This is a genomic window from Ruminococcus albus AD2013, assembly GCF_000526775.1.
GTDB classification, from domain to species: Bacteria; Bacillota; Clostridia; order Oscillospirales; family Ruminococcaceae; genus Hominimerdicola; species Hominimerdicola alba_A.
In genome coordinates this window covers 197,548-213,219 of record NZ_JAGS01000005.1, presented here as the reverse complement: position 1 = coordinate 213,219, position 15,672 = coordinate 197,548, and the positions used below count along the sequence as shown (strand labels likewise).

Genomic DNA, 15,672 nt, shown 5'->3' with positions numbered 1-15,672 from the left:
TGGCACAAAATGAATATTTTGTGCCATAAAGAGGAGTGACCTGCCGTGAAAGAAAGCTATAAGAACGATTGCCCTTATTATCTTGAGGATTTTTTGATAAATTTAAGTGTAATAAAAAATCGTGGTGATCTTACTTCAAGTGAATATTATCTTGATATAAGAACATTTTTAAGATACTTAAAGGTAAAGAATAAAATGGTTCCAGCTGAAACTAAGTTCAATGACATCACTATAAGCGATGTTCCTATAGAAATGATAGAAAACTTTACTGAAAAAGATGCTTACCTTTATATGGTATGGCTCAAGGATGAAAGACAGAATGGAGCTTCCGCCAGAGCAAGAAAAACTACCTCGCTGAAACAATTCTATGATTACCTGGCTAATAAAGCCCAACTGATACCTAAGGATAATATGGCTTCTCTGGAAGTTCCGCACGTAAAAAGGGCCTTGCCTAAATACCTTTCACTTGACGAAGTCCAGAAGCTGCTTTCTTCCATACGTACCAAAAACACTGAAAGAGATTATTGTATAATAACTCTGTTTTTGAATTGCGGAATGAGACTTTCTGAATTATGCGGTATAAATATAAATGATATAAGCTTTGAAAACAAGACTTTAAGGCTGCTGGGTAAAGGAAAAAAAGAAAGAATAATAACCCTGAATAACAATTGTCTTGATGCTATTGAAAAATATCTTCCATACAGGAAAAATTACGAGATGGCACAAAATGAAAAAGCCTTGTTCTTGTCTTCCAGAAAGAACAGACTATCTAGACGGAGAGTTCAAAAGATAATTGAAGAATGCATAATGGCTGCAGGCTTAAAAAATACGGGTGTAACTACTCACAAGCTCAGACATACAGCTGCTACTCTGATGTATAATAATAATGGCGGAGATATTCTTGCTGTAAAAGAGATCCTTGGTCATGAAAGTACGGCAACAACAGAAATTTACACTCATCTCGGATCAGAAAAAATGAAAAATACTATGGATGTTATGGAAGATCTTCTAAAGAAAAAAGATTGAGCACTTCCCTGCCCAATCTTTCTATGTATCTCTTTAATTTTTCCTAAAATAATACTTTTCCCGCCTAAAAAGGCGGGGTTTTTTCATATGACCGACCTTTTACTTACGAATATAAGCTATATCGATGCCAAAACACTGTGCTCCGACAAGCCATCCCGTAGATAATACCTCATATTCTAAAAGATCAGCAGGTACTCCGTCTAGTCTTCCGTGGTAATATTCCTCCACAAGACAATCACAATCATCATCCGGATTTCTTCCTTCAATTTTCACAATAGTGTCAGGCTCATTTTCTTTCACAAAATCACTTACTTTTGGCATTATTTTACTCTCCTCATAATGATCATTTGCTTTGTAATTCATTGATCTTTCTGTTAAACTTCTTTATATTTTCCATATTACACAGCCAGAGCAGAAGCCAGTTTTTTCCTGAATTTTGTCATAATAGTATCTCCTTTTCTTCTTTCATTTGGTTTTTTTAAGATAAAGAGTCCGCCGCATTAGCCTATGCAACAGACTCTTGGGTTTAAATGAATCACGGGCTCAGTATACCACAATTTAAGCCTAATGTCAAGCCTAATAATTGAACTTCGCCTCTAATGTATAGGATATTTAGATTCACAACGCTACTTTTACGCATAATGTAAAGTGATCCATTTTCATCTGCATTTTCAATCAAATAGATATTTGTATGCAATTTTATTCTCAAATGCACCGCCGAAGCCTAACTCTATTCTTTTTTCGTCTTCTTTACTCCAGAATTCAGATTTATGCTCCAATATCTTTTCTCTAAACTTCTCATTTGCTATAAAATTGCACCACATATAATCAGCGGTATTAATTTTGCAGTAATCAAATGATTCTGGATTTAAAAGATAATCAAGGTAAGCATTTTCTTTGCAATATTGATTAAGATAATCCATATCATCTAAATTAGGTATAATTCCAAGTATATGAAGATTAACTATAAAATTAATGATTTCGGATTTGTTATCAGGGAACACTATTACTCCGGGAGTGTCTTTCTGTGCTTTAAGTTTTCTTTCAAAATACTTTGAAACGACCTCATTATACGGAATAGTTTTTTTGACAAGATAATCCCATACTTCTTCAGTCAAATTGTTTTCAAGATTATCAAATATCCATTTATTCCATCTGGTTTGATCAAATTTCATAAGAATATCTTTTAAAATATATGGGTAATAGGCTTCTTTACGTGGTGAATCACATTTGTCAATTATATCACAACATTTTTCATATAAATTTACATCTGCTTGCGATGAAAGTATATGTATTAGATTAATGTATTCATTTCTCATATCAAGCGGATCTTCCAATAACAGGCAGTATCAGGAGAAGAAACGTTCTCACCAGAGGAAGAAAGACACACTTGAATAAAAACAGCAAGGAGAGCGTTTCTCCTTGCTGTGGTAGTATCATAATTCCTTGAATGTCTCTTTATCATATCGTTTCACGACTTTGTGAAATGCAGAATATCGAAGTGTAAATGTTATCGTATCTTCGCCATCTTCTCGAATAACCTGCGGTTTGCCATTTATTATATCACAGACCTTCACGGGAGCATGATTCGATCCAATCAGTGAAACAGTACCGCTTCCTCGACTCTTATAAAGATGTAATTTCTTTAGGAGCTTTTTGATATATCTATTCATGTTAACCTCACTTAAATTTCGGATTTTCGTAAGGAGATGACTGCATACTCATATCAATAATTATACATCACTATCATCAATAAGTCAACCGTAAATCAACCAAAAGACAGAAAGGAAATAATAATCATGAGCAAAATAGGTTATATCCGTGTATCGACGGAGCACCAGGAGACAGCACGACAGCAGGAGATCATGGGCAATTACAAGGTTGACCGCATCTTCTCCGAAAAGCTGTCAGGAGCAAACGCAGACCGCCCTCAGCTCAGGGCAATGCTCGACTATGTGCGTGAGGGCGATACGCTCTACGTTGAAAGTATCAGCCGTCTGGGGCGCTCTACTAAGGACTTGCTGAATATCATCGACACTCTCACCGACAAGGGCGTTACCCTCGTCAGTCACAAGGAGAGCATTGATACCAACACGCCTACGGGCAAATTCATGTTGACCGTGTTTGCTGCCCTCTCGCAGTTGGAGCGTGAACAGCTCAGACAGCGACAGCGTGAGGGAATCGAGATTGCTAAGGCACAGGGCAAGTATACGGGACGGAAACCTATCCCGACTGACTGGACGAGGTTCGGGCAGCTCTATGGGGAATGGAGAGCCAAGCGCATCACGTGGCGTGACTTTATGCGTAAAATGGATATGTCGGCAAACACTTTTTACCGCCGTGTGCGTGAGTATGAAATTCGCAACGGCATCACCGAGCAGACCTCTGCTTGACGATAACCGTCGGGCGAACGGAAATGCCCCACAGCACCGTCCGAGCCTGCGGAGCGGAAAACATAACCGCTGAAAAGAAAAAGCCCTCAGAAATGCTTGTAGAGCGTTTCCGAGAGCTTGCGGTTAGTGTTCTGTTCCATTTGGGTATGTGCCTATTGTGGTATGCTCCACAATTCCGATTATGACCCCAGTGGAACGGTTTTTGAGTGTGCCAGTAGGCTATGGTCTAAAAGCAGTAACGATAATCCATTTATTGTCATCATATTCTAAATATAACCTATTTGGCATCCCATCATACCCTATATCATAGTTGTAAGTTTCACCATTTTTTTTATAAGTTGCATGATATTCACATCCATAAAAAAATATAGCTTTATTCTTATGCCTTAGTACATCTGTTTCTTTAATAACAAATTGTTCATCTGTTATCTCATAATTATTTTCGGATAGAAAATCACGAGGATTTATATATGAAAAAGTATGGTCTGATATTATTCCTTGTAATTCCTCTGTCAGTGTTCCATTGTAGTTTAAAGAATCGTTAACTACTTTATTACCTAAATTTTCTATCTCATCTTTATCTTTAGAATGCAGAATAAATCTAAGATCCCAAACATTTAAGTATTCAGCATCTGTTTTACTTGGCTGATTATCATCGTAGTATTTATTGTTCCAGTATACCGTTCTAGTAAAAATAAATAGTATTATGCCGAAAGATAAAGCTGCTATAATCATCACAGAGATTAGTATAACTCTTTTTCTCTTTGTCATAACGCATCACTCATTTGAACAATATAAACATAATCGTAAAGATAATCATTTGGATCTTCGGTATCTTCATCAGGAGTCATTATCTTATCTGAAAGCGGTGTCATACTTGCAGGATTTGAATGACCTGCATAGTATATTTCGGAATCATCGATTTTACTAATAATGGTTGCGTGAGTAACCTCTTTTTTGGGTTTATGAACATTATGGAAATATAGTGTATCCCCAGCCTTTATTTCGGGATGATTTTGAACAAAATCTGATATTGAATCTCCACGATTAATTTTATAAGATGCAATAGAATATGTTTCTTTAAAATATTTATATTGTGCTTCAGCATCAGTCCATTTTAGAGACCATTTTAATGATAAATCTTGGGCTCTATCTCCCCATACGGTAGTTATGTAATCAAATAGATTATTTTTCTTAACATACCATAAACTATTCATCTGCATTCCACCTGCATAAACACATTGTGAAACAAAATTAGCACAATCAGAATCGATTCGCGGGTATTCTGAATTAAAAGTATTATAATATTTCTGAGAGTATTCATATGCTGCATTTCTATCATAGATAGTATCAGAAAGATTTAATGGATATTTGTCTCTACCATCAAGTGCTCCATCATCATCTGTATCATCATCAAAAGCATTTGTGGCTGCAATCAATTCATGATAGTCATCTAATTCATCATCATCAGTATCCGGATCAGTTGGGTCACTTGTTGGTTTAAACTTAAAAATATTTATTGTTTCAAATTCCTCATCGAAAGTTTCGACCATTATCTTTTGAATATACAAAGATTCATTTACTTCTTGACCGTCGGTCAAATCATCTCCATCGGAATCTGGCTTATTGGGATTTGTAAAAACCAATTTTCCGTTTGGGAGTGGAATACCTGAAATATACTCTATATCATTAGGAAGACCATCACCATCGCTGTCCTCCATCTCTCTAAAGTCAGTCATATTATTGTAAGCATAACTCTCGTATATTTTAGTAAGTCCCTCTGCTGTAGTTGCTGTAAGAGGTGTTCCACCTGTATCATTAGCGTATTGTTTTAACAGCTGGCTGTTAGCTCCGGAACCAAGTGCAACTGTATGTATTCTTATTCCATTGTTTTTACAATATTTTATATTATCATCGGAAACATTTACATCTCCATCGGAAAGAAGGATAATATTTTTCTTTCCATAAACATGATTTAATTCATCAATAGCAATATCAATAGCACTGTTAGCATTCGTTCCTCCTCTATTGTAGAAGGAAGCCTTACCGCTTAATGTACGCTTATTATTTGTCATTTCGCACTCCTCAGATGCTGATGATTCGAAAGTAATAATACTTGCGTTGTCAAAAACAAACATTGACTCAACATAATTCTGTACTGCTATGTTTCTATAACAAGTTAATACACCATTATCGTCTTTAAAGCTTTTGTCATTGGTTGACATACTTCCGGAGCAATCAACGCATATTGCAGTATATGAAGGAATTGCAGAAAAAATAGCGGCGTAGGAATTATAGATTTTTCTCCAGTTATTAAACCATTCTGTTTTATCTACAACCATATACTTACTAAAATGTTCCGTTTCAATGGAAACAATAGAGTTTTCACTATCATAGAAGGTATCAAGTTCTACAAACTCTTTTTTCTTTTCATCATACCATAAAAACATCAGATTGTCAAACTCTGTATCGCCCAGCTTGCTCTGATCTATTTTAAAGCTCAAAGTAGCTTTTTTATATTCTGATGAAATTTTAATAGAGAAAGGTTCTCCAACAAGTCCCACAACATCTGTACACATTTTGTCTTTGTTCATGACACTTTTAATTTTTGCAGTCTTCTGAAGATTACCCGTACCCTCCATAGAAACGATAACTTCTGTTACAGCACAATCCTCGTTCTCTACCTTGTGGGTAAATGTCTGAGAACGTCTCTCTCCGCCGTCAAGTTCACCATCATCGTCAGTATCGGGATCGTTGGGGTCTGTACCGAAATATATCTCGTCATCATCATTCAGACCGTCCTTGTCGGTATCCATTTCGAGAGGATCAGTGTAATATTTATCAACCTCTTCGCCGTCTTTGAGGTTATCTCCGTCGGTATCATCAGCATAAGGTCTTGTGCCTATCTCATATTCACGACCGTTTGAAAGACCATCTTCATCGTAATCTTCATCGTAATCAGATACGCCATTATTGTCTGTATCGATTTTCAAAGGATCGGTTCCGAGAGAAAGTACTTCATATCCATCAGGCAGAAGATCTCCGTCAGTATCAGCCTCATAAGGCTTTGTACCTATTTCCTTTTCTATAATGTTTGGCAGACCGTCTTTGTCTGTATCAGCAAGATACTTCCAATCAGCAAAAGTCCAGCTTAGTTCTTCGGTTTCAGTACCTACAAATTCTGCCCATGTGTTGCTGTAATTGATGTTAGCACCATAGCGGCTGCTAATAACAACATTCTGTGCGATTATGATACCGTTCAGATTAAAATTGTCACAATCGATGGTAACTGTACCAAATGGCGCATAGATCAGACCGTTCATTGAAGCTTGGCTTTCATCGATCTTTATATCACCGAATTTGGAATAGATCACAGCATTGTTGCCGTTGAGATTTCCGCCACTTAGAGTAACATCGGAAACCGCACCGATTGCGGTATTCAGAGCCATATTGCCATTATATGACATCTTGCCTGTAACATATACAGGCGAATTTAGGTTGATGTTCATCTCTGACAGAGTGTAATCATTATCAAAGTTCCTGCCATTATTGAACCAGCCGGTCATCAGCTTGTTGTGGATATAGATCATATCCCTGCTGATATCGAAAGCTTTAGCGCTGTCCTGTGCATCGGTGGCGTTTTCATCATCGGTGACTACCTCATCAACAGCAAGTGCTTCGTTCTCCAAAATAGTACCATTTACATTCGGATACTTTGCAGTTGTCGAATAAACACCGTTTGTACAAGCATTGCCATTGACCGTCAGATAATTAAGGTCAAGCTTAATGCCACCTAGTTCATCCGCAGCAAATATCGCATACGGATATGCTTCCTGCTTACTTGCAGAGTCAGCACTTGCAGGTAAAACTGCTGACATACTTGTTGTTATCATAGCTAATGATAACAGCCCGGAAACAATACGTTTCTGGTTTTTTGATCGTTTTTGATCCATTTTAACCCTCCTGAATAAATTTTCATGCCGAATTTGCATGGCGAATTACTTATAATTGATAACGCGCGAAAGTTAGTATATCATGTTCATTATAGAATGTCAATAAATTAGTATACGATTTAGGATTATATACTTAATTATTGTTAATCAACCAAATTACCACAATATAGAATAGACAATTAACTTTATATGCTGGTATAAGAATGGATAAATCAAAGAAAACGATTCTCAAGAATAAGATCCGACACATATTTTTCTGGCAATGAGATATAATTAGTGCAACATTTTCATGCACTAAATAAGTATTTATGCAAGAATTACTTTGATCTTTAAATTATTTTGAAAGAAAACCTTGCAATTTTAGGAAAGAAGTGATATAATATGAATATAATAGACTATAATCGTTTGATTCGGCAATCTTTTAGAGGTAAAAAAATGAAAACAATAATAAAAAGCTTTTATATTGACGGTTACAGGAATTTATCCAATGTTACACTGAATTTAAATGACATAACTGCAATTATAGCACTAAACAATTATGGAAAATCCAATTTAATAAACGCTATCAGATTTGGAATCGATTTTATTAAGGGCAGTAATGAGATCAAAAAAGATATATTTGAATATCAACCTGCATTCCCTTTTTTATCGGCCAATTCAGGAAGAGATTTCACATTCTCCGTTAATGCCGATATGATCGATCTCGATGAAAACATCTACAATGTTGAATACACATATTCATTTAAATGGCGTACAAAAACAACTCCCGGCTATATAAATAATGAATCGCTAAAAATATCTTCAAAAAACATCTCCGGCGGTGCATTTATTGTTAAAGTGCCGGGTAGTGATGTTTATACTTTCAGGTCGTCGTTTAAAAGCAGAAACAAGCGTCCAATTTTAATCAAGGATAATTCATTAGCTATAAACTTTCTTGTCAATATCATTGATAATGATGATGCATATTTAAACATATTGACTGAACTCAATAATTTGAAATTTCTGATCGAAGATCATCTTGATGCGAATGAATCTTACGGTTTTGACCCGATCAATTATAGAGGAAATAGTCAGATAAATGTACCTAGAATGATCTGGGAAATGAAAGAAAATCATCCTGATGAATACGGTATGTTGATAGATGGGTTTAAGCAACTGTTTCCTAATATAAAGGAAGTTACATGTCAGGAACATCCTATAAGCCATAGTATGAATGATCTGTCGCAAATTGATTCTGAGATACTATTTAATAATAATGTTTATACATTAAGTGTATCTGACTCATCTTTAATTCGCCCGATAGACTTTAACTATCTTTCAGATGGTACCAAAAGAGTTTTTTTAACGCTTACAACAGCGGTGAATGCTAAGATCAACAATTTGTCTGTGCTTGCCTTAGAAGAACCTGAAAACTCAATTCATCCTAAACTGCTTCAAAATTATATCAGTATTCTGGATCTTCTCTCCGGTGACTGTAAGCTCGTTTTTACAAGCCATTCACCATATATCATTCAATTTATCGATCCGAGAGACATTGTGCTGGGTCTTCCTACAGAAACAGGGCAGGTAGATTTTAGGTATATTAATAAACCTAAAAAGCTTATTAGTGATGCTTACAATGAAGGCAGCAGCATTGGAGATTATTTATTCAATGGTCTGTCATTTGAAAATGCTGCTGAAATGCTTAGCTGCTATTTATCGGACTCGCAGATAGTGTCTGAGGATGATGGCGAGGAATAAATATGGCTAAAAAAGAGATTCATGTTATAATTCTTCTGGTCGAAGGCGACACCGAGGTTAGCTTTTACAATAAAGTTCGAGAGTTACTTTTAAAAAATCATCAGAATTCTGACAGTTTTAAATTCCTTCATCCAATCAATATCAAGGGAATAGGTAACTATAAGACTATTGCAGCCAGACAATTTGATTTTGCGGTAACTAAGTTTCTCAAAGATAACAAACCTATCAAAAATCATAAACTTAAAAAGAGTGAACAAAAAGCGCCTAATACCAAATTTATATTCCATGCCTTTATGTGTATTGACACCGACGTATTGGATTCAGCTCAAAAACCTGCACGCTTCAGAAAAAATCCACCTATAAATGAAAACGACACAAAACAGACTATTATTAATAAAGGTGGTATTCCACATTTTATTAAAGCAGTCTATTCCATAGAAGACTGGTTCTTAGAAGATAGCAAAGGGATTATTACCTATTTAAAGATAGATAATATTCCTAAATTTAAAAATAATTCAAGCGGCGCAGAAAAATTAGCAGATATTTTTAGATGCGGTCAGAAGGTCTATACTAAAGGCGGAAAAAGCGAAGGATTTATCGAATGCTTGGACATTGAGCAAATTTTAAATAATCATCTTGACGATTTCAAGGAATTATTAGAACTTCTTGAATGAGAATAACGAAAGCGGTATGCAACACGGCATACCGCTTTTTGTGTCTTTTTTTTCAAACACTATGCTCTCCGCATGTTCTGCCGTGTAAGGTCTCAGCCTGAACATTACGTCATTGCCCGTTAAGCGCAGGCAGCTTGGATTCCACGAAACCCGAGCCGTTTACATTTCTCGTTCAGTCTATTACCCATTTGCCGTAACGGTCTCCACCATCTCGGTGTATCCTACCTGCATCTTTGAGCTTCTTAATAAATGTCTCAACCTGTTTCTTAGATATATTAAGAAGTGAAGTCAGTCCGTTTATTGTAATATTCGGATTTTCGGAGATTGCCAAAAATACAAGCTCCGTTCTGTCAAGGATTTCTACTTCTCCTTTTATCTTCTCCTCATCGTGAAGGAGATCGTCATTATCTGGCGGCTATCCGTTTTTGTTGTTTAATGAATTGCGCGGCTTTATGTATGACGCGGGGAGTTATACGCTTACAACATAACTAAATTAGCAGCGCACTTTAAAGGCAAAAATTGCTCTTCTAAATGAAAGAACAACCAGCAGAACGCTATATGATACGTTCTGCCGGATTTTTATGTCTTTAAACCGTTCCGCACTTCTCGAATTCACACATAACAAGGAAGTGTGCTTTAGGAAGACTCTAGATGAGTCGCAAATAAGTAAGAATTACTTGACGAAATGAAAAATTTTAGACTTATCACTTTATGGTTATAGACACAGCATGTTTGATAGCGTTTGCTGTATCCCATTTACCGTTTACTTTTGCTGCAATAGCAACTTTGTAAGTCTTACCCGGGGTTAGGTTCTTGGGAGTTGTGTAAACTGTGTCAGTGATACTCTGTGTCTGGAGTCTCCACTTACCTGTCTGATAAACAGCAATGCCGTATCTTTCAGCCCCCTTTACCTCGTCCCATGTAAATCTTACCTGGTGATTTTTCTCACTGTATTCGACTTTGATGTTTGTGGGGTATGTTGTCGTAATGGCAGTAAAACGCGTGTATGTGTTCTTACCGTCATTTTTAATAACGGCAAATTCACCGTCGCCGCTTACTATGGTTTCGGAGTCTGGCATTTTTTTCCATCCATCACCGTTTGGGAGAGCTTGAGCCGTAATGATTTCAGTGTATTTTTCACCAAGAACAAGTGTATTCAGAGAATTACAGTCACGGAAAATATCCGTTAAACACGGATTATTACTTGTATCAAAATTGCTTATATTCAAATAAGTCAGGTTGGTACAACCTGAGAATACTTCATTCATACTATTAGTATCTCTAACTCTTATTGTATTTATTCCACTTAGATCAAGTCCTTTTAAACTGGAACAGCCACGGAACATACCATCTATAGATGTAACTTGTTTGGATATAAATCCGCTTAAATCAAGTTCTTTCAAGCTGGAACAATCACAGAACATACTACCTAAATCTGTCACGCTATTTGTCTGAAAACTGCTCAAATCAAGAGTTTTCAAACCAGAGCAGCCATAAAACATTCCCCACATATTAGTAACTTTTCTTACATCAAAATTACCTATATTAAGCTTGGCAAGGCTGGAACATCCACAAAACATATGATCTGTACTCGAAACTCTTTTCGTATTAAATCTACTTAAATCTAGTTCTTTCAAACTGGAACAGCCACAGAACATACAGCTCATGGATTTAACGTGTCCGGTATCAAATCTGGTTAAATCTAGTGTGGTCAATCTGGAGCAGTTTCTGAACATATCACTCATTGTATCAACATTGCTTGTGTTAAATCCACTTAAATCAAGTGTAGTCAAACCGGAGCAGTTTTTGAACATTTGAGACATATTTGTTACATTGCTTGTATTAAATCCACTTAGTTCAAGTGATGTTAAACTTGAACAACCCTCAAACATATTATACATTGATTTGGCATCGCTAGTATCTACATGCTTAAGGTCAATATCGGTACAGTTTTTAAAACCTTGAAACAGACAATTACATGTTTTAGGGAAAACCGTTCCATCTTCCGCTATAATGGATTTAACATTCTGCTTATTACTGAATAACCATAATGCACTAGCTTCAACATCTCCTCTAAGCGTAAGCACACCTGTTTCCTCATCAAAAGAAAAGCAATCTGACTCAACAGTTGAAGCCTGAGCTGTTATACTGTTTGAGATAACAGGCGCACAATAGCTTTCTGCTCCTGCTATCATACATAATGACATTACTACTGCTAAAACTTTTTTTATCTGCATAAATATGCCCTCCTGGATTATATTTATGAATATTTAAAATATCCATAAATATATATTATATCACTCGAAAATATTATTGTCAATATTTTTGAAACATTTTCTTAATTGCTCGCAGCTAATAAATAAAAACGGATAGCTATCCAATAAATAATATCTATCCGTTTTACATTTATCAAATCAAATTAAAACTGTTTTTTTCAATCAGGATCTTTCAATTTTCCTTTTTTTACATATTTAGTGTCCTGTTGTCATAATATGTTTTTGCCTACGTAAGTGCTGATACCATTGGCTTTTTCTAAAGAATAAGAGCCCCCGCATTAGCAATGCGAAAGACTCTTGGGTTAAAATGAAACGAATATAGTATACCACAATCACAAAAGATTGTCATCCCCCGCCTCTTTAGGCGGGGGATGATGTCACATATGATGTGTGATTATTACGCATCATTCTTCTTGCTATAAAAATATACCACTTAGAGTTTCACATAGGTTTATTATTGTTTTACAAATATAGAAAATGTTTCTTCATTCAATATGCTCCAGCTGTACCTGTCTCCTATTTCTTTTTTTCCTTTAAAGTTTATGATTAACTTGGCTGAATTGTAGTCTCCTTCCAGGTGGCAATATATATATCTTTATACTTATCAATTATAATACTACCATGTACAATCAATTCCTGATTTTCATCTGATTCATAACCTGCTTCTGATGCTTTGCGAAAAGTTTCATCGTACACGTATAAGAATGTGCATATGGAAATTCTGGAAAACACCTCAGAACAGAGCAAAGAATCTGATAAAGCTTGGTACTGATAAGGACACTGCAATGATAACGGCATATGCAGGTAATCGTGTTGCATATGTATGCCAGAGAAAGGTACTAAGCTTTGCAATTAATAAAGAGAGACTAACCCGATTTGGATTAGTCTCAATGTTAGATTACTACACCGAAAGGTGTGTTACTTTTTAAGTTGATTGAACCGCCGTGTACCGAACGGTACGCACGGTGGTGTGAGAGGTCGGCGGCTTATTTGCCGCCTCCTACTCGATTGCCCTCACGGAGGTAGGTGAAACCGCATGGCAAACAGAATCAAGGGCATCACGGTCGAGATAGTAAGTCGCCGGACAGGCGGATTTTGATACGTTCTGATTGACTTTTTCTTCCTGCTGTGCTATAATTTCGGTGTGGAGGAAGCATGAGGCTTCCTTTACTAAATCGGTATTTAGAGGAGATACCAATGAGAAAGTTTTTGAAGATACTCAAACGGATAGGGATAGTTCTTCTTGGAATGAAATCGTAATTTATTTTACGTTTGCTGTTCAAGGCCCAAAAAGAGGCTTATTCTTTTTCTTACTATTCAAACTGATCCAACATTTAAATCCTTTCTTGAAAAGCTAATTGGCACTGAAAATATATATACATATACGGAATATCTAAAACACCAAAATAAGACCTGATATGTTGCCAAATAGTATTCTCAATAAAATTACAAATGACGGAACTGCTTCACCATGGAGAAACAATGGTGAATGGCGGTTAACACCTTGGAAAGTACAAGGGCTGTATAAATAGCATTTTGCTAAAAAAGCAATGATGATTTCATATCAAAAAGAATAATAAAGTTAATATTTTTGTAGGATATGCGGTTGTCTTGCTTTTTTCTACTTAATATGATATTATAAAATTACATTTTATTTTGAATAATAAAAGGAGAGTGTAATATACTATGAATGAAAAATTAAATGAAGAATTTGAACTTGATGTTGAAGATACATCTAACGAAGAATGTGAGGAAGATATATTGGAATATGATATTACTTCAGCACCTCGTGACTGGAATCCCTCAAATATCGTTGAATTGATAGATAGTAATATTATAGAAATGCCTTTATTTCAGCGTAAATATGTATGGGATATAAAACGTGCTTCAAGATTTATTGAATCACTTATTCTTGGGCTACCTGTCCCTGAATTATTTGTTTATATAGATGATGATGAAGAATCAACATATAAGATTATTGATGGACAACAAAGAATACTATCAATATACTTTTTTGTTAAAGGAAGATTTCCTAAGAATAATAGGACAAGAAATCTTATAAAACAAAAACTTCAGGAAGGAAAATCTTTTGAGTCTTTACTTGATGATAATCAGCTTTTTAAAGATTTCAATCTTGTTTTAGATGAAACGAGTAGATACTACAAGAAAAAATTTGATGATCTGGAAGAAATGAAATTAAAATTCCGTCTTAGAAGATATGTAAGAGCAATCATGATAAGACAAAATAAACCTGATGATAACAAAGATTCTATGTATGAGATCTTCAATAGACTTAATACCGGCGGAGTTAAACTTACTCCACAAGAAATAAGAGCGAGTCTATATTATTGTCCGTTTTACGATATGATGCTTCGTATAAATTGTAATGATAAATGGCGTAAGATTATTGGAAGCGAGAATTTAGAGATACACAGTAGAGATGTTGAACTTATATTACGTGCATTTGCCTTGCTTGAAAAATGGAAAGAATACAGTCCGAAAATGTTAACTTTCCTAAACGATTATTCTCAAGATAGTAAGAAATTCAATAATGATAAAATTGAATATTGTGAAAGATTATTTGATTCGTTTCTAACCTCCTGTTCCTTACTTGAAGAAAAGGCATTTTATAAAACAAACGGAAAATTTGCAATTTCCATATTTGAAGCAGTTTTTGTTGCTGTATGCAGTGAAGCATATCAAAATAACTGTCTTGTAGAAGGCACAATAAATTCCGCTGATTTCGTTACGCTAAAAAACAATAAGGAGTTTGAAGCACTGACACAATCAAGTTCTACTTCAAGAAATAATGTTCTAAGAAGAATAGAAATTGCCAAGTCAATTATTTCGCTCGATAAGGAGTAATTGAAAATGGCATTTGAAGTTTCAAAATATCAGGATATCAATAAGACAATTGATGAATACTATGCGGATGTTAAAACGATTAAATTCGAAAGAAAAATAATTGAATATTATCCAAGAACTCTCATATTACTTGTTGCAAGCAAATACGAGAGTTCAATTAAGGATAAAATTAATGCTTTTCTTTATCATCCCAAATCGCTCTGGCAAAGTTTAGCTAATAATGTAAAGAACAAGGGCGATATTGATAAACTACCTGAAATCGCATTTAAAAAATTTTATACAAATCCAAGTTTAGATGCTTCTCAGTTTTATAATTTCTGGGGAGGAATTACATTTAGGGATAAGGTAAAAACAAGATTTGAATTTCTAAACAATGAGATAATAAGTCAAATTGAAGAAATACTACGTAAACTTGAAGATATATCTAGTCTTAAAAACATAGATAAAGAATTTGAAAAATATGATGCAATTAATGATTGTCTAAAAATCAATTTTGATGATGCTGAGCAATCGTTTCTTGAGATAAAAAAACAACGAAACTGTGTGGCTCACAATTTTTTATCAACAGAGTTTTCAAGTACATTCGAAATAGTTGTTGAGTTATATTATAAATCAATGAGTTACGCAATGGCATTAGAAGATATATTCATTGATATGACAGAAGAATAACTCAATTATTTCCAGCATCTAAAACAATTCTTTCATAGTGGCAGAATAAGTGTAAGCGTAAACCGCCGATACATAG

At 35.2% G+C, this 15,672-nt stretch carries 12 protein-coding genes; 6 read left to right on the top strand and 6 right to left on the bottom strand.

The annotated features are described in order from the left end of the window. Positions 1-45 precede the first annotated feature (45 nt). Positions 46-1,026 (top strand): tyrosine-type recombinase/integrase, encoded by a 981-nt coding sequence (locus tag N773_RS0118400; RefSeq protein WP_024859107.1) that lies wholly within the window; start codon positions 46-48, stop codon positions 1,024-1,026. A gap of 99 nt (positions 1,027-1,125) precedes the next feature. On the opposite strand, the gene N773_RS0118395 is transcribed toward N773_RS0118400, so the two are convergent. Together N773_RS0118395 and N773_RS0118390 are read right to left on the bottom strand one after the other, a co-directional pair. After that, a complete protein-coding gene (locus N773_RS0118395) occupies positions 1,126-1,389 on the bottom strand; it encodes a hypothetical protein (RefSeq protein WP_242840459.1) in 264 nt (87 codons plus the stop codon). Between the two features lie 308 nt (positions 1,390-1,697). Continuing rightward, a complete protein-coding gene (locus N773_RS0118390) occupies positions 1,698-2,345 on the bottom strand; it encodes a hypothetical protein (protein ID WP_024859105.1) in 648 nt (215 codons plus the stop codon). Between the two features lie 480 nt (positions 2,346-2,825). Between N773_RS0118390 and N773_RS0118380 the strand changes: the two genes are divergently transcribed. Further along, positions 2,826-3,419 (top strand): recombinase family protein, encoded by a 594-nt coding sequence (locus N773_RS0118380; RefSeq protein ID WP_024859103.1) that lies wholly within the window; start codon positions 2,826-2,828, stop codon positions 3,417-3,419. Positions 3,420-3,638: 219 nt separating this feature from the next. Here the strand turns inward: N773_RS0118380 and N773_RS0118375 are convergent, their stop codons facing one another. Further along, positions 3,639-4,190 carry a hypothetical protein gene (locus N773_RS0118375; RefSeq protein ID WP_013483402.1) on the bottom strand — a complete coding sequence of 184 codons (552 nt, stop codon included), beginning with the start codon at positions 4,188-4,190 and terminating at the stop codon, positions 3,639-3,641. Next, positions 4,187-7,372 (bottom strand): amidase domain-containing protein, encoded by a 3,186-nt coding sequence (locus N773_RS0118370; RefSeq protein ID WP_024859102.1) that lies wholly within the window; start codon positions 7,370-7,372, stop codon positions 4,187-4,189. Before N773_RS0118370 ends, N773_RS0118375 begins: the two co-directional genes overlap by 4 nt. Positions 7,373-7,807: 435 nt before the next feature. On the opposite strand from N773_RS0118370, the gene N773_RS0118365 reads away from it, so the two are divergent. Both N773_RS0118365 and N773_RS0118360 read left to right on the top strand, forming a co-directional pair. Further along, positions 7,808-9,112, top strand: a complete 1,305-nt coding sequence (locus tag N773_RS0118365; RefSeq protein WP_196231689.1) for an AAA family ATPase — start codon at positions 7,808-7,810, stop codon at positions 9,110-9,112. A gap of 2 nt (positions 9,113-9,114) precedes the next feature. Further along, positions 9,115-9,786 carry a hypothetical protein gene (locus N773_RS0118360; RefSeq protein ID WP_024859100.1) on the top strand — a complete coding sequence of 224 codons (672 nt, stop codon included), beginning with the start codon at positions 9,115-9,117 and terminating at the stop codon, positions 9,784-9,786. Between the two features lie 172 nt (positions 9,787-9,958). Here N773_RS0118360 and N773_RS22405 read toward each other — a convergent pair whose 3' ends face one another. Together N773_RS22405 and N773_RS21605 are read right to left on the bottom strand one after the other, a co-directional pair. Next, entirely contained in the window at positions 9,959-10,117 is a 159-nt protein-coding gene (locus N773_RS22405) for a winged helix-turn-helix domain-containing protein (RefSeq protein ID WP_196231688.1), read from the bottom strand. A gap of 373 nt (positions 10,118-10,490) precedes the next feature. Further along, on the bottom strand, positions 10,491-12,023 hold the full coding sequence (locus N773_RS21605; RefSeq protein ID WP_024859099.1) for a BspA family leucine-rich repeat surface protein: 1,533 nt from the start codon (positions 12,021-12,023) through the stop codon (positions 10,491-10,493). Positions 12,024-13,748: 1,725 nt separating this feature from the next. Here N773_RS21605 and N773_RS0118345 point away from each other — a divergent pair. After that, positions 13,749-14,927 carry a DUF262 domain-containing protein gene (locus N773_RS0118345; protein WP_024859098.1) on the top strand — a complete coding sequence of 393 codons (1,179 nt, stop codon included), beginning with the start codon at positions 13,749-13,751 and terminating at the stop codon, positions 14,925-14,927. A 6-nt stretch (positions 14,928-14,933) separates the two neighbouring features. Further along, positions 14,934-15,596, top strand: coding sequence for a hypothetical protein (locus N773_RS0118340; protein ID WP_024859097.1), 663 nt, complete (start codon positions 14,934-14,936; stop codon positions 15,594-15,596). Positions 15,597-15,672 lie beyond the last annotated feature (76 nt).

Coding starts and splice junctions, on each gene's coding strand:
- N773_RS0118380 (WP_024859103.1), top strand. CDS start 2,826: ATGAGCAAAATAGGTTATATCCGTGTATCGACGGAGCACCAGGAGACA.
- N773_RS0118395 (WP_242840459.1), bottom strand. CDS start 1,389: ATGAATTACAAAGCAAATGATCATTATGAGGAGAGTAAAATAATGCCA.
- N773_RS0118390 (WP_024859105.1), bottom strand. CDS start 2,345: ATGAGAAATGAATACATTAATCTAATACATATACTTTCATCGCAAGCA.
- N773_RS0118345 (WP_024859098.1), top strand. CDS start 13,749: ATGAATGAAAAATTAAATGAAGAATTTGAACTTGATGTTGAAGATACA.
- N773_RS0118365 (WP_196231689.1), top strand. CDS start 7,808: ATGAAAACAATAATAAAAAGCTTTTATATTGACGGTTACAGGAATTTA.
- N773_RS0118360 (WP_024859100.1), top strand. CDS start 9,115: ATGGCTAAAAAAGAGATTCATGTTATAATTCTTCTGGTCGAAGGCGAC.
- N773_RS0118370 (WP_024859102.1), bottom strand. CDS start 7,372: ATGGATCAAAAACGATCAAAAAACCAGAAACGTATTGTTTCCGGGCTG.
- N773_RS0118340 (WP_024859097.1), top strand. CDS start 14,934: ATGGCATTTGAAGTTTCAAAATATCAGGATATCAATAAGACAATTGAT.
- N773_RS0118375 (WP_013483402.1), bottom strand. CDS start 4,190: ATGACAAAGAGAAAAAGAGTTATACTAATCTCTGTGATGATTATAGCA.
- N773_RS21605 (WP_024859099.1), bottom strand. CDS start 12,023: ATGCAGATAAAAAAAGTTTTAGCAGTAGTAATGTCATTATGTATGATA.